Annotated in this window: 21 protein-coding genes and 1 pseudogene; 10 read left to right on the top strand and 12 right to left on the bottom strand. The window is 46.3% G+C overall.

Annotated elements, in window-relative coordinates:
• Positions 1–123: 123 nt before the first annotated feature.
• Both mtnK and mtnA read left to right on the top strand, forming a co-directional pair.
• Positions 124–1347 (top strand): S-methyl-5-thioribose kinase, encoded by a 1224-nt coding sequence (mtnK, locus tag NST83_RS08215; protein ID WP_342417270.1) that lies wholly within the window; start codon positions 124–126, stop codon positions 1345–1347.
• Positions 1348–1352: 5 nt separating this feature from the next.
• Positions 1353–2462 carry an S-methyl-5-thioribose-1-phosphate isomerase gene (gene mtnA, locus NST83_RS08210; protein WP_342417269.1) on the top strand — a complete coding sequence of 370 codons (1110 nt, stop codon included), beginning with the start codon at positions 1353–1355 and terminating at the stop codon, positions 2460–2462.
• 138 nt (positions 2463–2600) lie between these two features.
• Here mtnA and NST83_RS08205 read toward each other — a convergent pair whose 3' ends face one another.
• Entirely contained in the window at positions 2601–2903 is a 303-nt protein-coding gene (locus NST83_RS08205; RefSeq protein ID WP_134914362.1) for a DUF1805 domain-containing protein, read from the bottom strand.
• Positions 2904–3074: 171 nt separating this feature from the next.
• Between NST83_RS08205 and NST83_RS08200 the strand changes: the two genes are divergently transcribed.
• Positions 3075–3479, top strand: coding sequence for an RrF2 family transcriptional regulator (locus NST83_RS08200; protein ID WP_342417268.1), 405 nt, complete (start codon positions 3075–3077; stop codon positions 3477–3479).
• A gap of 201 nt (positions 3480–3680) precedes the next feature.
• Here the strand turns inward: NST83_RS08200 and NST83_RS08195 are convergent, their stop codons facing one another.
• The 5 genes from NST83_RS08195 to NST83_RS08175 all read right to left on the bottom strand — a co-directional run bounded on the left by NST83_RS08195 (position 3681) and on the right by NST83_RS08175 (position 8185).
• Positions 3681–4355: a VOC family protein gene (locus tag NST83_RS08195; RefSeq protein WP_342417267.1), complete on the bottom strand. Its 675-nt coding sequence runs from the start codon at positions 4353–4355 to the stop codon at positions 3681–3683.
• Positions 4356–4400: 45 nt separating this feature from the next.
• Complete coding sequence (locus NST83_RS08190; RefSeq protein ID WP_342417266.1) at positions 4401–5507, bottom strand: hypothetical protein; 1107 nt, start codon at positions 5505–5507, stop codon at positions 4401–4403.
• Between the two features lie 198 nt (positions 5508–5705).
• On the bottom strand, positions 5706–7175 hold the full coding sequence (locus tag NST83_RS08185; protein ID WP_342417265.1) for a HAMP domain-containing sensor histidine kinase: 1470 nt from the start codon (positions 7173–7175) through the stop codon (positions 5706–5708).
• 158 nt (positions 7176–7333) lie between these two features.
• Positions 7334–7447 carry a putative holin-like toxin gene (locus NST83_RS08180; protein WP_342417264.1) on the bottom strand — a complete coding sequence of 38 codons (114 nt, stop codon included), beginning with the start codon at positions 7445–7447 and terminating at the stop codon, positions 7334–7336.
• Between the two features lie 81 nt (positions 7448–7528).
• Positions 7529–8185 carry a hypothetical protein gene (locus NST83_RS08175; RefSeq protein ID WP_342417263.1) on the bottom strand — a complete coding sequence of 219 codons (657 nt, stop codon included), beginning with the start codon at positions 8183–8185 and terminating at the stop codon, positions 7529–7531.
• A gap of 191 nt (positions 8186–8376) precedes the next feature.
• On the opposite strand from NST83_RS08175, the gene NST83_RS08170 reads away from it, so the two are divergent.
• Both NST83_RS08170 and NST83_RS08165 read left to right on the top strand, forming a co-directional pair.
• Positions 8377–8616, top strand: coding sequence for a helix-turn-helix transcriptional regulator (locus NST83_RS08170; protein ID WP_342417262.1), 240 nt, complete (start codon positions 8377–8379; stop codon positions 8614–8616).
• A gap of 45 nt (positions 8617–8661) precedes the next feature.
• Complete coding sequence (locus NST83_RS08165) at positions 8662–8892, top strand: helix-turn-helix transcriptional regulator (protein WP_342417261.1); 231 nt, start codon at positions 8662–8664, stop codon at positions 8890–8892.
• A gap of 165 nt (positions 8893–9057) precedes the next feature.
• Here the strand turns inward: NST83_RS08165 and NST83_RS08160 are convergent.
• The 5 genes and pseudogenes from NST83_RS08160 to NST83_RS08140 all read right to left on the bottom strand — a co-directional run.
• A pseudogene (locus NST83_RS08160) lies at positions 9058–9327 on the bottom strand (MFS transporter); the annotation flags it as partial.
• A 16-nt stretch (positions 9328–9343) separates the two neighbouring features.
• Positions 9344–9874, bottom strand: coding sequence for an NAD(P)H-dependent oxidoreductase (locus tag NST83_RS08155; RefSeq protein WP_342417260.1), 531 nt, complete (start codon positions 9872–9874; stop codon positions 9344–9346).
• Between the two features lie 280 nt (positions 9875–10154).
• Positions 10155–10466 (bottom strand): ArsR family transcriptional regulator, encoded by a 312-nt coding sequence (locus NST83_RS08150; RefSeq protein ID WP_342417259.1) that lies wholly within the window; start codon positions 10464–10466, stop codon positions 10155–10157.
• Positions 10467–10531: 65 nt separating this feature from the next.
• Complete coding sequence (locus NST83_RS08145; RefSeq protein ID WP_342417258.1) at positions 10532–12580, bottom strand: iron ABC transporter permease; 2049 nt, start codon at positions 12578–12580, stop codon at positions 10532–10534.
• On the bottom strand, positions 12577–13572 hold the full coding sequence (locus NST83_RS08140; protein WP_342417257.1) for an ABC transporter substrate-binding protein: 996 nt from the start codon (positions 13570–13572) through the stop codon (positions 12577–12579). Before NST83_RS08140 ends, NST83_RS08145 begins: the two co-directional genes overlap by 4 nt.
• A gap of 228 nt (positions 13573–13800) precedes the next feature.
• Between NST83_RS08140 and infC the strand changes: the two genes are divergently transcribed.
• Both infC and NST83_RS08130 read left to right on the top strand, forming a co-directional pair.
• Positions 13801–14316: a translation initiation factor IF-3 gene (gene infC / locus NST83_RS08135; protein WP_342417256.1), complete on the top strand. Its 516-nt coding sequence runs from the start codon at positions 13801–13803 to the stop codon at positions 14314–14316.
• A gap of 397 nt (positions 14317–14713) precedes the next feature.
• Entirely contained in the window at positions 14714–15262 is a 549-nt protein-coding gene (locus NST83_RS08130) for a hypothetical protein (RefSeq protein ID WP_342417255.1), read from the top strand.
• A 109-nt stretch (positions 15263–15371) separates the two neighbouring features.
• On the opposite strand, the gene NST83_RS08125 is transcribed toward NST83_RS08130, so the two are convergent.
• Positions 15372–15755, bottom strand: coding sequence for a DUF423 domain-containing protein (locus tag NST83_RS08125; RefSeq protein WP_342417254.1), 384 nt, complete (start codon positions 15753–15755; stop codon positions 15372–15374).
• 219 nt (positions 15756–15974) lie between these two features.
• Between NST83_RS08125 and NST83_RS08120 the strand changes: the two genes are divergently transcribed.
• From NST83_RS08120 to NST83_RS08110, 3 genes are all read left to right on the top strand, one after another.
• Positions 15975–16448, top strand: coding sequence for a hypothetical protein (locus NST83_RS08120; RefSeq protein ID WP_342417253.1), 474 nt, complete (start codon positions 15975–15977; stop codon positions 16446–16448).
• A 32-nt stretch (positions 16449–16480) separates the two neighbouring features.
• Positions 16481–17332 carry a DegV family protein gene (locus NST83_RS08115; RefSeq protein WP_342417252.1) on the top strand — a complete coding sequence of 284 codons (852 nt, stop codon included), beginning with the start codon at positions 16481–16483 and terminating at the stop codon, positions 17330–17332.
• A 154-nt stretch (positions 17333–17486) separates the two neighbouring features.
• Positions 17487–19109: an S-layer homology domain-containing protein gene (locus NST83_RS08110; RefSeq protein ID WP_342417251.1), complete on the top strand. Its 1623-nt coding sequence runs from the start codon at positions 17487–17489 to the stop codon at positions 19107–19109.
• Positions 19110–19157 lie beyond the last annotated feature (48 nt).

Raw genomic sequence — 19157 nt, 5'->3', positions numbered from 1 at the left:
AAAAAAAATGTACAAAACTCAAACGATTTTCGTTATACTTGGCTCTATCCAAGCAAAATGGTTGGTTTAATCTTGTAGTATTTCTCATCATTGATGTATGCACAATTTATGGAGGTGACTTCGTTGTCCCAATATCATGCTTTAACGACAGAAGAAGCAATAGAATTTGTGAAGAACATCCCCGGATTTTTTAGTCAGGATGCTCGTCTGGAATGCCGCGAAATCGGTGATGGCAACCTGAATCTGGTTTTTCATATAACGGATTCTGAATCTGACAAGAGTATCATTGCCAAACAGGCGCTTCCCTATGTGAAAATCGTGGGGGAATCCTGGCCGCTGTCACTGGATCGTGCCCGTATTGAACGCGAGGCGCTTCAGCAGGAGCACCACATTTGCCCTAAGCTGGTTCCTGCGGTACTCGGCTATGACGATGAACTCGCCTTGACCGTGATGGAGGATCTAAGCTCGTATACAATCATGCGCAAAGGATTAATTGAAGGAAACACATATCCGCATTTTGCTGACCATATTGGAGAGTTTCTAGCACGTACGCTCTTTTTCACCTCGGATCTGGGCATGAATCAGCAGGACAAAAAAGAGCTGGTCAAGCGCTTTATAAATCCGGATCTTTGTAAAATCACCGAGGATCTTATTTTGGACGAGCCCTATCGGTATTCAGACAATAACAACTATGGTTCCTATATCGAAGACGAAGCAGAGGCGCTTCGTACAGATCAGGCCATTCATCTGGAAGTAGCTTTGCTGCGCGAGAAATTTCTGACGCGGACAGAAGCGCTTCTGCACGGTGATCTTCATACAGGCAGTATTTTTGTAACAGCGGAGTCCACTAAAGTCATTGATCCCGAGTTTGCCTACTACGGACCGATGGGCTTTGATATCGGAGCGGTGATTGCCAACCTGCTGTTGAACTATGTAGCACAGCCTGGATGGACTTCTGGCGAGATAGCTGTACAGGAACGCCGTGACTGGCTTTTAGAGACTTCCATTCAGGTATGGGAGCAGTTTGAGAGCGGGTTCCGCAAACTGTGGGACGAGCATGTTACTGACCACATGGCCCGCACGCCGGGATATCAGGACTTGTACCTCCAGAAAGTGCTGCAAGATACGATTGGCTTTGCAGGCTGCAAGGTCATCCGACGAATTATTAGCTTGTCGCATGTGGCCGATATAGACACGATTGCCGATCCTGCGGTCAAGGAAGCAGCGGAAAGACTGGCGTTATCTATAGGAAAAGCCTTGGTTCTCCGCAATCGCGAGGTGCATTCGATCCGTGAATTGGGAGACATTATTCAGACAGCAACGGCTGCCCAAACTAAAGGAGCTTAATGGATATGAGTGAAAATAAAGAATCTGCGACTAAAGCTTCCAATGAAGCAATCGTGCCTGGTCAGGCTCTCTCGTCGCTGGTGTGGAAAAGTGACTACTTGTCCATGCTGGACCAGCGCCTGCTGCCCGAATCCATCGTGATGCTGGAGCTGTTCACAGCCGAGGAAGTGTGGGATGGCATCCATGCCATGAAGGTACGCGGTGCGCCAGCCATCGGAATGGCTGCGGCCTACGGCGTCGTGCTGGGTGCTTCCGCTTACGGCGGAACCGATGCTGCTGGATGGCTGGCACATGTACACAGCATTTGCGGGCATTTGGCTACATCACGACCGACCGCAGTGAACCTGTTCTGGGCGCTGGACCGCATGAAGAAGCGGGCCAAAGAACTAACCGCCGAAGCGACGGAAGGACGGGTCGAGGATTGGAATGCCGGATTGGAGCGTGAAGCTATATCCATTCAGGCAGAGGATGAGGAAGTATGCCGCCTGATCGGCGTCCATGCTTTACCTCTATTCCAAGACGGTATGGGCGTGCTCACTCACTGCAATGCAGGCGGACTGGCGACAGCGAAATACGGGACGGCACTCGCTCCTATGTACCTTGCACATGAAAATGGCATACACCTGAAAGTGTTTGCCGACGAAACACGTCCCGTGCTCCAAGGCGCACGCTTGACCGCGTTTGAGCTTCAGCAGGCTGGCATTGATGTAACCCTGCTGTGTGACAACATGGCAGGGATGGTCATGGCCAAAGGCTGGGTTCAGGCCGTCATCGTCGGCACGGACAGAGTGGCGGCTAATGGCGATGTCGCCAACAAGATCGGCACTTACAGCTTAGCTGTGCTGGCCAAGGCACATGGCATCCCTTTTTATGTAGCTTCACCGCTATCTACGATTGATTTGCATACTGCTACAGGCGCAGACATTCCCATCGAGGAGCGTCCTGCGGAGGAAGTCACCGAAAGCTTCGGCAAAAGGACAGCCCCACAGGGCATCAAGGTCTATAACCCTGCTTTCGACATTACGCCTCATGAATACATTACCGCCATCATTACCGAAAAAGGGATCGTCAAAGCTCCCTTTAGCGACAGCCTGCCCGCTTTATTTGCGGATTAATTCATCTGCCAGGCATGCAGCCCATATGAAAGCGAAATCGTTTTACTCGATAAAATGTAACTTTTCTATTGAAAAAACCGGAGCGAAGTAGCCCCGGTTTTTTCGCGTTTTTCTACCTTCGTGCAGCAAATGCTCCACTTAGACCAGCTTCAAAAGTGCCTCATACCCCGGCATACCCGGCTTAATTCCAAGCTGCTCCGCTTCCGTCGTCACCGACTCCATGGGTGCTTCCAGCAATTCGCGCAGCGTTTTTACCCCCACAGCTCGTGCGGCAAGAATTTTCCGATCTCCCAGCCGTTCATTCAGCAATCCGACATCCAGTGCGCCGCACATGATGTAACCACGGGAGTTGGAGATGGTCAACAGCGTTGTTTTAGGCAGTTTGACCTCAACTCCGATAAATGTATGCTCACCCACTTGTACGGGTTCCATGTGTATCATTGTTCTCACTGCACCTCCTCTTTGTTCATCCGGGATATTTTATGCAGTATTTGCGGGTGAGTGTGGACACCTGTGGATACGTATTAAATAAGAGCATTCGAAATTTGACGATGCCACATTATGAAGGATATTATATATAGATTAAATCCTGAATTGAGGTGATCAACGAGCATGAAGTATTCTAAAGCGACGAATTATGCCCTTCACACCATGCTCTTTCTGGTAGTATCAACCCCTAAAAATAAGCCTGTTGGTGTACAACAGTTGGCGGATCAACAAGGGGTTTCCCCTACTTACTTGTCCAAAATACTGACCAAGCTGGTCAAGGCGGGAATGATTGAATCTACTTCGGGTGCCAATGGCGGTTATAGATTAAAGCGGAACTGGGAGGATATTTCGTTTCTAGATGTTATTCATGCGATTGAAGGCACAACTTCTTTGTTCGACTGTTGTATGAATCATGAAGCAGAATGCTTAATTCAAAAAGTAATGGTTACAGCGGAGACCAAAATGGATGAGCATCTCAGGAATCAAAAGTTATCCGAGCTTGCCAAAGATATAAAAATGGTTCTCTGAGCCCTATTTATTTCGGGATAATTATAGATATAACAAACCTTTTATATTTTATGTTAATAGTATGGAGAAACGACTTAGAGCATATGCAGAGTACAGAAATCAAATAGCTTATACTGTATATAATATTATACCAGTGGCCCATTTTAGGGCCACTTTGTTTACAAAAGTATGCCTTTGGGCTAATACCCTTTATCTAATTAATCAGATTGATCTCAATTCGTACAAGCCATTTTGAAGCGAAAGACTGGCAGAACCTGCACCTTTAATCACGACCTTGGTGTTGAACCCGCATGGCACCCTATCGTCCGGGAACCAAGGCCGCTCCTTGTCTATGACAATCAATAGTCCTTCCGCGTCCCCGAGCGGAGTAAATTGCTGCCCGGCCTCACCCCATGAATCAATTTGGAACATTTCTGTAATTTTTTTGCAAAATTCTGGAACATTATCGACTGGAAGGCCAATCTCACTTATACGAAGTAGATGCTTTGACCCGAAGGCTTCATCTACTCCGTTGTCGAGCGAATGGTGAGCAATGAACTCGATGAGGTTATGATCCGGATCATAGAAGTAAAGTGCTGTTGCATTCCAGCCTTCGAAAAGAAACTCATCCTCTCCGCTTCTTGAAATCAATGAGATGCCCCGTTCAATCACCCATTGTTTTGCCTCTATGAACTTATTGGTTGGAATCGCAAACGCAACGTGATAAAACTCATTCTCCATGAGGGAATTTTCCTGAAAAGCAAGAACTGAATCGCCAGCTCCAAATGACAACCGTGAAGCGGTTTCTTCTAGAACTTCCATACCCAAGAGAGAGCCGTAAAAAGCTTTCGTGGCTTCGAATCTGTGTGTATTTAAGAGCACTTCTGTTATTTTCATCGCATTCATCCTCCTCTTAATATTCCCAAAATGAATGATTTTGGTTCAAGACAACTTGATTACATAAGCCGTAGATTGATATCCAGTGCCCTTCAAGACCCCTGTTGGAATGAGCAGCTTTTTACCGAAAGGGCTCCAGCGTAGCTGGTCACTTATACCATTATCGCCCAAGACCGGAGTTTGCTCCCCTGTTTCTGCTTCTGTAATGAAAATACGGTATTTATCTCCATCCTCTGAAACCGCATAGGCCAGCTTGCTGCCATCCGGCGACCAGCTTGTACCGAACAGTTGCATACCCGTAGCCAATGTGGACAGCTCTTTCCCTTTGATATCGCAGAGAACCAATACGTTCTCCCCGGGTTTGGTGTGTTTAACAACCGCCAGCTTGCTGCCATCCGGGGAAGGAAGGACCACCCAGACATCTTTTTTCAGGACTTCGGATTGCCTAGTTTCTGTATCATAGGCGATCATTTCCCCCATAGCGACATAGTAGATCGTATTTCCCGACTGAGCCACGCTAGAAACACTTCTCTGTCCAGTCTTGACCGCGACCTCACTTTTTCCATTCACATCAGCCCTGATAATGTCCCCTTCCATATTGGGAAAAATAACGTGACCTGTATCCTCCCATACGCCTTCCCCGGCCATAAACTCTGCATCGACCATTTTCACGGAAACGCCAGTTTCAAGATTCATGATGTAGCCGATTCCTGTGGACTCATACAACTGCTGATAGAGCATATGCTTCCTGTCAGGGGACAGCTTGGCAAATCCATAGCTTTTCTCCCCCTTCAGCAGCGGCGTCTCCCCATTGGAAGCAAGATCATATTGATAGAGGTTATGTGGATAACGTTTTTCTCCCTCAATCATCACGGGGGACAGCTTCCTGTTCTCTTTATCAACCACAAGCGTGTCTTCACTCACCCAATCCATCCCGCGCACACCCTCAATCTTGGAAATGCCCTCCAGCTTTAACTTAGTGTATACGGATTCAGCGGTGTTATCCATCACGGTAATCTTTTTACCGGACTTCTCTACGACCTGCCGGGCCTCCGTGTTTCCCGTAGAACAAGCAGTCATCGACATAAGAGTCGCCGTGGCGAGCAGTATGAGTCCTGTCTTGACCAGCTTGCTGTAGATATTTGCGTTCATTGCATGATTCCCCCTAAAGATTTGTAGAGCATGGACTGATTGAATTCGTTTCGTACAAACCTCGCTTTGGAAACCTAATCTTGAGTGGTGTGTAACCTTAGCTTGCTCTAAGCATACCGTAGAAGTTTTTCCAAACCACGGCTACTTGTTTCCAAGTTGTAAACTTATGGAGTAGCTTTGATACAGAGTACAGACCTATCAAGATGTGGCCGGAAAAGTCAGCTCGAAGACCGAGCCTTTGCCTTCCGTCTCCAGCAGCGTAATGCTTCCATTCTGCTTCTCAACCAGATTGCGCACCAGTGACAGTCCCAGTCCCGTGCCGCCCGATTGCCTGGATCGGTCGCGGTTGACCGTATAGAAGGGCTCAAAAATCCTCTCCCTGGATTCATCAGGAATGCCTATACCGGAATCACGGATCGTGATCGTTACCCGATTGTCCCTAAGCTCGCTGTGAACATGAATCGTTCCTTGAGGAACATTATATTTGATCGCATTGTCCAGCAAATTAATAAAAATATGCATAAAACTCTCTTTATCAATCCAGATATGGGCTGGCTCCGCATCGCAGGAAATAGTGATACCAAAGCGCTCCGCCTTGCCGCTCATACGTGCACAAACATCCCTCAGCCCCTCTGCAACCTCCAACAGCTCGGCCTGTGACTCAAAATCATATGTTTCCAGCGCCGACACCTGTAGCACCTTCTCCACCATTTCATATAGCCGCTGAGTTTCTTTGGTGATGCTGGCCTTGGCCTCCAGCAGTAGCTTGGGATCATCGTCGTACATATTCAGCAAATCCACGTAAGCTTTAATGGAGGTCAGTGGCGTCTTGAATTCATGGCTAATGTTGCCGATATATTGCTTCTGCTGCTTCTCCAGCGCCTGGAGTTTGTGGATGGCCAGTTGCAGCTTCCGTTGCTCTTCATCCTTGGCAGCAATACTCTGCTCAATCTCCTTGCTCATAAAGTAAATGCCCTCGGCCAGCTCGCCCAGTTCATCCTTTCGCCCAACTGGAGGAGCCTGGATATATTCGGCACGGCGGATATCCTCTGCCGCCTTTTTCAACCGTCCAATGGCTGCGGCTGCACGGTTAAAATACAAATATCCGATGATGAAGCTTAGTAAAAGCACCGCGATCCCTGTAGTCAGGAACAAATTCTGGAGGGTTCGCAGAAAACTCTGCGAGTTTTTGAGTGAATATTGCAACTTTACTACCCCCATTTGCTCCTCAGGCCCTTGGAGCGGAGCCAGATACAGGAGTGTGTCCCCCACAACCTCATATGCTATTTTATTGTGCAACGCATAGGCCAGGGCAGCATTCACTTCACTTTGCTGGTCTACCACTGGAGGGTCTTGAATAGTGGTGCCTACCTGGAGTCCCTGCCCATCATAAAGCGTGACTCCCAATCCGGTAAATCCGGCCAGCTCCGTAGCCAATCCCCGGCCCCGCTGCCTCATAAATATCTGCTGCTCCAACCTCGTTCCTGTATAGAAAGTCTGCTTCACTCGCAGATTAACCGTTTTGACGTGTTGGGCCAGATAAGCCTCGATTTGAGTTAGCTGGTTCCTTTCCACCCCTTGAAGAACAAAATAGCTTAGCACGCCTAGAGCGAGAATAAGCAGTACAGCCAGGAACAGACTAAATTTCAGCTTGATGCTAATTCTCATGGATAATCACCGCTCATCTTTTCTTTATTTATCTCCTTTTATCTCACTCAAAAACTTGTTATTTACATTCAACGCTGAAAATTGAAGCAGCACATCCTCTTCATCCAATACCTTACTTTTTGCTATTTTCAAAACATCAATACCCCATCCGCTTTCATCTACTTCTTTTGGTTATGGTTCAATGCAACGACAATTGTGATGACTAATCCGATCAGCGTCACCAGCAATGTACCGAACATTATCATTAATGTCAGCGCCTCTTTAATCTCCACAGGCGTCACCTCCTTTGCAGGAGACGAACCGACCGCCCATCTAAGCCAATAGAATGGTTAAAAACATGATAGCACACGATATTAGTAGCCTGAAACCAAGTCTCTGGCTTCAGCTTCTGCCTTTTCAATAGCTTCGGCTAAAGTCATTTCAGGTTTCACTTGTTTGTACTGAATGGCTTTGCTATATGTACCCCCTGCCTCGCTCCACTCCCAATATGTATGAACATCCACAGACTCCAAAAAGTAGACCGATAACGCCTCTACAGGGTTTACAGCATATAAATCCATGAACTTCTGGTTTGAAAGCTGATCGCGCCTAAGAAATTCATTTTTCATATTGTATAATAGATTGAATACAGCTTCGTCATTCACATTCACAATACGATTCACAAATGCATTGCGTCTTTCCACGTTATTCAATATGATTTGGATAGCGTTGCGTATACGCCAAGCCTTTGGGCCAATACTGAGCATATGAATTAAATCGTTCGTAGTCAGGTCAGGATGAAATGGGGCTGACTGAATGATTCGTGTCCACACTTTATCGCTCCCATGCTCAAACACTTGAATTGCATCCGTTACATTCATCCCAATGGTCTGCCATTGGCGGTCGAGGGCACCTGTAATGTGATAGTAGTGCAGCCCGGTTTCTTCGTTTTCTTCTGTCTGCTCCCAAACCTGTCCCATACGAACAATGGTTTTGACGGCTTGTTTGTTGGCTTTAGTATTTGGCATCATGGTATCATCCCCCAATTCTATTTTTGGAAAAATGGCAATAGCAAAACCAAGGGTATGTTGTACATCCCTTTGATAAAATGATAATATGTTACGAACTAATTGCACTTTCATGGTGCAACTTTATATAAACACAATATATCACATGCACTTTCATAGTGCAATATTTTATTCTAAGTCATCTGGAGGCTCCTATGGATCAACAAGGTTACATTTTACATTGCAAGTTGGATGAGATTTTAAAACAGCACGATAACATGTCTGTTCTGAAATTATCTGAGGAAATTGGACATCGCAGAACTACAATTATGGAGCTGGTGCACAATAGCAATATGGAAAAAAAGAAAATATCAGCAACCTTAATCACTAAATTGTGTGTTTATTTCGATATCACTCCTAACGATTTATTTGAAATTCGTAAACTTAATGAATAACATTTAGTGTCATACAGTTTGGACGGAACCTCTGGAGGTTTTTTAATGGATAATAAGGATTGGGTCTTATACTGTAAACTGGGAGAAATAATTGAAAAGCACGATTTGTCTGTATTGAAGCTATCTGAGGATATTAACCATAGAAGAACAACGATTATGGATTTAATGCATAATAAAGACATGGAGAACAAGCGTATACCTGCCTCTCTTATCACTAAATTGTGTATCTATTTCGATATCACTCCCAATGATTTATTTGAAATTCGTAAGCTCTAAATAAAACAGGGACCCGTAAAATATAGACTCTGAAAAGAGTTATTTTTACGGGTCCCACGTTTACTTCCTCTGCATTCGATTTGAACATTTTTACTTCAGCATTTTGCATAATTCGATTCCCAACGCTCGAAAGTACAATATATAGACGAACTAAACCGTTTCGATCTATATATTGCTGATTTGAAATCGCTCTTGGGATTTATGCAAAATGCTCATTTTTATGATGATTGTTAAAAAAGCCAGAAGTGTAAACATCATTCCGCTCCAGATGAGCTGGTGTATTCCCAAGTGAGAGATAAACCAACCGCCAATTGAAGCCCCCGCAGTAATGCCAAGATTAGAAAATGAGACAAACAAGCTGTTTCCAAATTCGGGAGCTTCTTTCGTCTCTGTCGTTAGCCATGCTTGGCTAATAATAAGCCCTCCGGAAAAAACGAAATATAGATGCATATTATAGGTTATCAACAAAATTCAAATAATTTTCAGTGCTTTTTTCCACAGTTTCTTCAGATCGATCATATTCCTCACCATAAAATGCAAAGAACGAACGATAATCTGCATCGCAATATAGGAATGTCATTCTAAATGGAACCAGTATTTGTTCAAGCGTATATTGATATCTTCCGTTTTCGTGATAATCTAGCTTTTCGATTCCTGCAGATACACCTAAAGCAACTTTACGATTCTTGAATTTATCTCCTCCATTTGAACCAAAAGCCCATCCATAAGTTAAAACATCGTCAAACCATTTTTTTAGGAGAGGCGGACAATTAAACCAATATATAGGGAACTGCAAAACAAGATTACCATGAGATTCAACCAATTTTTGTTCCTTTTCCACGTCGATGTTTCCATCAGGGTAAACTTTAGACAACTCGTGAACAGTATACTTTTCTGGATATTTTTTCAGTTCTTCTACCCATCGCTTATTAATGACGGATGTTTCCATGCTGGGATGCGCTACAATAACAAGAGTTTTCAAAGATTTGTCCTCCTTAAGTATTATTTATATCTTGATAATAAAATGAACGCTAGAAATATTGAAAGTATGCACTTTTAGTACAGATACTTACATAAAGGTAAGTATTTTTTTACTGGTTCCACACTTTTTATCACCAGAGAATTAACATAGAGGATTCCGCCACGCTATCCTGCCCGTTAATAAGCAAAGAGTTAACCTGTTTCATTTTAAAAGTAAGCCTCCATTGTATTCATATATACAGATTTATAGATGTATTTTACGAAAAAAAACCTCCTTTCTGTTATAGTTCCTTTTGGATGTACTCTGCAAATTCCTGTATTGTCTTTTCGTTCCGACGATAGTACGTCCACTTCCCAATTCGCTCAGACTCCAACAAACCAGCTTTTTGCATCGTTAATAAATAACTTGAGATAACAGACTGCGCAAGTCCTGCTTTAGCCTGTATATCCCCCACACATACACCAATTCGAAAATTAAGCCCTTGCTTTAAATAAGCCTGTTCATCAAAAAATTCCTCTGGATTTTTTAACCACAGCATAACTAGACGGCGTGTCTCATTAGACAAAGCTTTATAAATCAATGACGGTTCCATACAGTACATTATATCTACTTTATTAGATTTGTAAATATAAAATCCAGATTTGTGTACCACTTCAACTACACTGACTTACTACGATTGGAACGATACATCAAGTACAGGAAATACGGCGCACCGATCAGAGCGATCAGCAGCCCCGAAGGAATCTCCGTCGGCGCAAGAATCGTCCGTCCAATCGTATCTGCCAACACCAGCATCACCGCTCCCAAGATGCTCGACAAGACAATGGAACGGCGCACATGGTGCCCGATCAATGTGCGCACGATATGCGGAGCAATCAGCCCGATGAAACCAATCGTACCCACGCAGGCTACTGCTCCTCCCGCCAACAGCACACCCACTGCCATCGCCAGCAACCGGGTGCGACGCACCGGAAGCCCCAGTCCCATGGCGCTGCTATCGTCAAATACCAAAAGATCGAAACGGCGAGCTAGCCACCAGGCTACTGGCAACAACACGAGCAGAAAGGCCAGAATCGTTGTCACCTGCGCCCAGCTTCGAGCGTAGGTACTACCGGTCAGCCAAATATAGCCCGTACTGCCCCACAGCGAGCCTTGGATAATTAGCACCTGAATTCCGGCTGCTCCGATCGCTGATACGGCGATGCCGAGTAATATGACAACAGACGGATTCAAATGTTTTTTCCAGGATAGAAAGAAGATCACCGCCGCCGAAACTGCCGCTCCGGCGATCGCCGCGACTGGCAGCACATAAACAGGCAGCCCAGGCCAGACGATAATCACTGCAAGCGCGCCGAATCCCGCTCCAGAAGAAACCCCGATGATCGAGGCATCCGCCAAGGGATTGCGAACGGCTAGTTGGATCAAGACACCGCTCACCGCAAGCGCGATACCAGCCCCGGCCGCCACCAGCGTGCGTGGAATTCTAAATTGCAGCAAAGCCGAATTCTCGCTCGCACCGCCAAACAGCCCGGACAGCAGATCGCCCACCGGAATGCGCATTCCTCCAAACATCAGGCTAAATACGGTTAGCAGCACGGCCCCACACGCAAGCAATGTGACCAGCCTGCCATACGGTAATTTCCGAGAGCGCACACCTATGTTCATTGAAGACTGTCCGCCGATGCCGGAAGGCAGTTTCATCCTCCACAGGATAAGCCAAATTAACCAAGGGGCTCCGATCAATGCCATTACCGCTCCGGTCGGCAGATCCATGCTGGATTGGTGGACCATTTTCGCCAGCACGTCAGCGCCCGTCAACAACAGTGCCCCCCACAGGAAGGAACCAGGCAGTACCCAGCGATGCATTTTCAGGCCGCTTAAGCGCACCAAATGCGGAGCCACTAAACCTACAAACCCGATGGGCCCAATGACGCTGACTGTAAGGGTCGACAGCAGAACTGCCAATACAATTCCCGCCGCCCGGGTCAAGCCCACCTTTTGCCCGAGAGACGTGGATGTGGACTCATCCAGATCCAGCACATCGAATTGCCTCGACAGCAAAACCGCGATAACCGAGAGCCCTGCAACCCAGGGCCAAGCATAAGTAGTACCACTCCAATCGTTTTGCACCAGCGAACCGGAACCCCAGAGAAACAATCCCTGCGTTTCAAAGGAGTAAAAAATATGTAATGCTCCGGTAAACGAACCGAGTACCATAGACACGATGAGGCCAGCAAGCGCCAGCCGGATCGGACTGCCAGCTCGCCCGCCGCCCATAAAGTAAGCAAGCACCGCTGCCAGCAGGCCGCCGATGGCGGCAAACAGAAACGGAGCCTGATGCAGCAATGCGGGAAACATCACCGCGCCAAGCACAACCACAAAGTAGGCACCGGCGTTGATTCCGAGCGTATCAGAAGCCGCCAACGGATTTTTGGTGATGGCCTGCAACAATGCACCGGCGATCGCAAGCGCACCTCCAGCCAAGATTCCAATGACCGTACGCGGCATCCGCAGATCCCACACCATATTATGCTCAAGCGTATTCTGACGCTGGGTCAACGCCTCAATTACTGTGTGCAGCGGGATCGACGCCTCTCCATAGCACAAGCTTACAAAAAAAAGCGCAATAAGGACCGCCAAGCCACCCCCAAAAATGCCTCCTACACGCCAAGCCTTCGATAAATCCGCTGTACCTGTTCGGGTCATTTCGTCAGAACACCCACCACCTGGTCAACCAGCACTTTAGATGAGATTGGGCCCCCGAATGTCCACGTTGTTCCGTCCAGTGGATAGGTCCGTTTTTCTTTGACGAAATTCAGCTCTTTCCAGACTGAATTGTTCTTCATCGCTGCTCCGAATATATCGTCCGTCTTCTGCGTAATGTAGATAAAATGGGTGTCCTGTACCGCAGGAAGAGCCTCGATGCCAACAGTGCTGAATCCATATTTCTCGGTTTTGTCCGACTTCCAGTCATTCACCATACCGATTTTCGCAAGCGTTTCTACTACAAGCGAGTTATCCTCGAACATTCGTAGGGTGGCGGCATTTTGAACTGTGAAAGCCTGAGTCAGCACATAGTGGAAGTCTGCTTTATCCGCTTTTTTCAATGTAGTCTTTGCTTCCATATAATGCTGGTCAAGGTCATTTAAGACTTTATCAGCCTGCTCCGTTTTTCCAGTAGCCACAGCGATCTGCTTAAAGATTTCAACCATGCGATCATAATCATAACCTTTTCCCTTGAAAAAATCGTATTCTAGCGTTGGTGCAATTCCCTTAAGCTGTTCGTAAATCGCTGCATTATTGCCTGTGTTTGAGATAATAAGGTCCGGCTTGAGCGCCGCAATCGCTTCCAAATTCGGTTCGCCCCGTGTACCGATATCAGTGACCGAATCAGCCAGTTTCGCCTCCGGCGTTATCCACAGCCTGTAGTTTTCGTTGTCCGCATTACCAACAGGCTGCACGCCTAGCGCGATCAGGTCTTCGGTAAACGCCCACTCCAGAACAACGACACGTTCCGCTGGCTTGTCCAGCTTGACTTCCCCGTGATCGTCTTTAACCGTAACCGATCTGACCGCTTTGGTTGTCTGCTCAGACCCGGAACTGGTTTCAGGCTTCGAGCTATCCCCTACCGATCCGCAGCCCGCCAATACAATTGCAAAAACCATAATCAATAATAGACCATTCAACATCTTTTTCATTTCTTTCATTCCCCCCTGTACGTATATGTTTAAACAGAAAATGATAATCATTATCAGTAAAAGAGTATAAGGGTTGATTATTTTTGTCAACAAAGTATTGTACTAAAGAAAAGTGGCTAGGTCTCATTGGAAAGCTCCATCTTCCCGCTACCCGGAATTCTAAATTGAATCGCAAACGGGTTCCGTATATGATAGTTTTATCATTGTTCTAAGGGAGGTTTCATTTACGTGGCAGTATTAATCAACGAGCAAATAAAGGCTTCCGAAGTCATGCTCACTGGACTCAACGGTGAGAAGATCGGTATCGTCTCGATAGAGGAAGCCTTGGCTATGGCCCGATCCAAAGAAATGGATCTGGTCTGTACATCACTGATGAGCAGTCCTCCGCCATGCAGCCTAGTAGCTAAGGGCAAGGGAAAAGCGCTCGCGCAGAAGGAAACCGGAACACGTAAGGCGAGCGGTGGCAACATGACTGGAAAGAGCAGTAAGGAAAAGGTCAAGGAGCTTCGCTTCACTGCTCATATCGAGGAGCATGATTATGATACAAAGCTGCGCCAAGCAGACAAACATCTGCGCTCCGGCAAGCCGGTGCAATTGGTCGTAAAATCGTCTGGAGCGAAGGAAGCTGCCGCTGCCAAAGCGGTGTTAGAGCGACTATTGGTCGATCTGAAAGAAGCCGGAATGAAGGAAACCGGAATCCAGACAGGCGGCAAGGGCTCGCAGGTGAAATTAAATCCGCGTTGAAAGATGCATAATGAAAATATTTAAAATTTAAACCGCTTGATTTCAACCTCAGTCTCATTTATTCTCTGTATATGTATATGTATAGGATCGGTCACAACTTCGATCGTAATGCATAGCCATATGCGGGATTTACATATTCCATCCGCCAGGATCAGCAAGTTAAGCATATCTGTGTAATGTTCAAGCAAGTACTACCCATAATTTACCCTGGATATATTTTGAAATATTTGCATGTTAGTGTGGGTTCCTATGGACACACCATCAATATAAGTTTAGACAGAGCCTATTTTGTTAATCTCCATAACAGGGCCTAAGGTACTATGACAGATTACGTTTTAATGATATATTGATATGTACTATAAAAGACTAATTACCCAGGGCTTGGGCTGGAGGATGTATGAAAAAAGAATCAAATCAAGACGAAGCCAGTTATTTATTTAATGTAGATGTATTAGTTAAAGGTCGTTCCAATGTAGAGGCCCTTCAGTTCCTGCTTAACCTCTTGAGCCAAAACGAACAAATTGCGGATAGCCGGATTCAGTCCGGTATCGAACTTGGTAATTTAATCGAAGCTGCACTGTATCTAAAAAAACAGTCAGCCGCTAACGGCTCATCTGACGCTGCCGCTAAGCTTGCGGAGAAGTTCTCCAAAAAAAAATTAGACGCGGCTATGAACAAGCCACCTGTCGTTCAAGAGATCAAACAATCCCACGTACAGCCGAAGCCTGCAACACAACAAGAACTTAGCACCTATGACTGGATCAAACGCTATATACAAGATAATACGCTTGTACGGCTAATCGTAAATCGCTATGGCGGACAACGAAGCATCCCATGTCGCATCCTTAATTTGGATCATGAGAATAACTTACTGAGTGTGTACCATGTAGATGAGAAGCAAGTATACTCCTTTAAAATGAATGAAATCGATGAAATCACATCGTAAATGTAAAGTCCTTACAGCATGAAATAAACACGCAAAAAGAGAACCGCCGGAAAAACGTTATGTCTTTCCAAGCGATTCTCTTTTTTGTGATATGATCTGGAAAGTTAAATTAATCCTCTTTCTTCAAACCCCAGGCAGCTAATGCCAGCAAAAGCCAACCTGCGATAAAACACACGCCCCCCAGCGGGGTAATGGCACCTAGCACACGAATCCCGGTCAAGCTCAGCACATACAAGCTGCCGGAAAATAAAATGATTCCCGTAAACAGCAGTCGCGCTGCCCATTTTAAACGAGTCGACGCTCCCCACTGTCCCGCAGCCAATGCAATGATCAGCAAACCGACAGCGTGAATCATATGATATTTCACACCAGTTTCATACACAGCCAAAGCATCTGCGTCGATCCGTGTTTTCACAATATGAGCCCCGAACGCTCCAATAGCTACCGCCAGCAGCATCATTATAGATCCTACAATTATCCATCTGCGTTGCATGTTTGTGTACTCCTTTTCATCTTATACTCTCATCCAAGCTATCTCCTTATTTTATCGAATCCATATGAAGTTTGCCAGCCACTCCATTTAAATTTAAACCCTACAGAATTCCATGATTAAACCCTGTCTTTTGGAGGGTAATGTGTAAGGTCCCTTGCTTTTTTGTTCATTTTGTGGAAAATTAGTACCTGTTCGGATAATGTTCAAGGAGTTGAAAAGATGAGTAACCAAGATCCTAATCTGCAAAAGCCTGTTGCGTCTGAGGAGCATCCTGTTTTTTCAGAAGCTCCCGCCTTCCAGCCTCCAGTCAAGCTCAAGCATTCCGGTCCCGGTATTGCTTCTTTTATTATGTCGCTCGTCAGCCTGATCGGGTATATCATTCTGGCTGTTATGGTCATTAATCTGTTGGCTCATTTCAGCCAATACCAAACCCTGAACCCGGAAGTTGTTCTGCAACAAACGGGAACCGTCCTGCTTCCTTTTGTATTTTTAGGCAGTCTGTTATTGAATTGCGCCGGGCTTGTGGTCGGCATTATTGGAATTGCGTTGAAGAACCGTAAGAAAGCATTTGCCATTGCAGGGTTAATCATTAATGCGTTCATTATTTTGGGCTTCATTGCACTTCTGGCCATGGGTCTTGCCGTTCCGAGTAACACAGCGGATATCTATCCTTCCTCTGTGCAATCCTTATAATTTCTCCGCATCACACAGAGAGGATTCAATGTATGAACAAAATCAAAATTTTTGCGGACAGTACCAGTGATATCCCAGTCCAATGGCGCGAACAGTACGAGATTGGCATTGTACCATTGTATACGGTGTTTGGGGATGAATCATTACGGGATGGCGTGGATATCCAGCCAGAGCAGTTATTTCAGCGCGTAAGTCGTGAGAGACATTTGCCGCGAACCGCCGCACCTTCTCCATCGGACTTTATTCAAGCCTTTGCTCCCTACATAGAACAAGGGGACGACATTTTATATATCAGTCTGTCTTCCGAGCTGTCCTCAACCTATCAAAATGCGCTGCTCGCTGCTTCCGAGTTCCCGAAAGGTCGTGTTACCGTCTTTGATTCCCTGAATCTGTCGTGCGGCTTTGGCATGCTCGTGATGAAGGCCGCACGCGCTGCAGCCAACGACAGTACAATGGAACAGATTGTGGACATGTTGACGAGAACCCGCCCCCTGATCGACACGGAATTCGTGATTGATACGCTTGAGTATCTGTACAAGGGCGGAAGATGCTCAGGGATGCAAAATCTGATCGGTAGTCTGCTCAAAATTCGTCCGGTGATCAAAGTAATAGACGGAAAAATGACACCTGCGTACAAAGTACGTGGCAAACGTGAGAAGGCGCTGGAACAGATGCTGCAAAATGCCCTGAACCAGCGGGGACATATGGATAACGATATCATTATTGTCGTACATGCTTTGGCTGAGGAAGATGCGCTGATGCTGCAAGCCCGTTTACAGGAAGAGACGGGAGCGCAAGAGGTGCTGCTGACAACAGCCGGTTGTGTGATTTCCAGTCATTGTGGTCCACAGACGATTGGTATAATGTATGCCAAAAAAGAATAGTTTCGAATGTGAAGCTCCTTGCCTTTACAGGTAAGGGCTTTTTTGCGTTTTCCAACAATTTAGCAATGAATAACTTTACTATTTTTGATAGTATTAGTCGTCATGTGACGAATGATTCGTCTGACAATCTATCATAAAAAGAAGGTTATAGTGTATGAGCCCCATACGATCACGCTTGCTAACCAAACTTACTCTGTTGGCGACTGCCGCCATGACGATAATAACTACATTCGCTTCATGTTTAACCGTTCCCGCAACCGCGGTTGGCACAGCGTTTAAGGATATTTCAGACAGCTATGCTTATCAATCTATCACTTCTCTGCACGCCAAAGGAATTTTGGCAGGTACACAGCCCGGCTACTTTTCTCCCAAAAAGGCGGTTACAAGAGCCGAATGGGTTACCGCGCTGGATCGCACACTCGGTCTGGAGCCTGTACAAGCATCGGTCTCCTCCTATCGGGATGTATCCAAACAAGCCTGGTACTACGGATGGATTGAAGCAGCCTCCCAGCTTGACGTGGTGCAGGGCGGAACGTCCGCCACGTTTCAACCCAACAGCCCTGTAACCCGGCAAGAAGCAGCCTTGATGATCGCGCGCCTCATACGCTCGACGGGATCAGGAGCAGCGGTTTCCACTTTTACAGACGCCGACCAGATTGCAGATTGGGCTCTTGAAGCTGTAACCACCGTGAACCGTTACGGCTTTATGAAAGGGGAAGACAACCAATTTCGCCCGACATCTTCCCTGACCCGCGAAGAAACAGCAGCACTTCTGGAACGGCTACTGACGTATTCAACACAGCATGCCTCCAAAACAGCGTCCACAGCATCTTCCATCCGACTAGGCTGGCAATATGATCAGAGCGTTCAACAGTTTGAAAGCTCAGTGCTTCAATCTAACATCAACACCCTATCACCGCGCTGGTTTTTTCTAAACGAAACGGGTAATATTAGCGATCTTACAAACACCTCGCTCCTCACCTGGTCCAAACAGCATCAAAAAAAAGTCTGGGCGATGGTAGGCAACCGTTCCAATCTAACGATGACGCACCAAATCCTGTCCAATGATGTTTTACGGAATAAAACCATAACTCAGCTTGCGAATGCCGTATCTACACATCATCTGGATGGGCTTGTGATTGATTTTGAAAATGTGGATGGGCAGGATCGTACCCAGCTCACGCTGTTCATCCAACAATTAAAAGCCAAGTTAAAAAGCCTGAATGCTGTGCTGGCGATCTGCGTATCTCCTGATTACGGTACAGACTGGACAGCCGCCTTTGACTATAAGCAGCTTGGCGCTGCGGCAGACTATTTGATTCTGATGGGATATGACGAACATTGGGGAGGCGGCTCAACTCCCGGCTCCGTATCCTCATTACCATGGCTCCGTGAAAGCGTACGGCGCTTTCTACTAACCACCGACCCGGATAAAGCCATATTGGCATTGCCTTTATTCACACGAAACTGGACCCTCAATGCGAGTGGTCAATCGGTCGCTTCGTCGGATATTTCACTGATTGAGCAAAATCAGTTTGTATCCCGTTCCACCTCCAAACCGGTCTGGCATGAGGATATTCAGCAGTACACCGTTTCCTACAAGGATACTCAGCTTCATAAGCTATGGCTGGAGGAAGGGCGATCCTTCACCCGTAAATACCGTTTGGGACAGGATAAAGGAGTCGCAGGCTTCGCCTACTGGTATCCGGGCGGGGCAAGCTCTGATCTATGGTCCAGTGTGAAAAATGCAGACCGTTTCGCACAGCGTGGTTTGTAAAAGCCAAGAAACCTTCAACTCCACTTTTAGCGTGAGGTTGAAGGTTTT

Origin of the sequence: Paenibacillus sp. FSL R10-2782 (genome assembly GCF_038592985.1) — a bacterium.
Taxonomy (GTDB): Bacteria; Bacillota; Bacilli; order Paenibacillales; family Paenibacillaceae; genus Paenibacillus; species Paenibacillus terrae_C.
The sequence above is the reverse complement of the archived record's forward strand: the minus strand, read 5'-3'. Positions and strand labels throughout refer to the sequence as shown.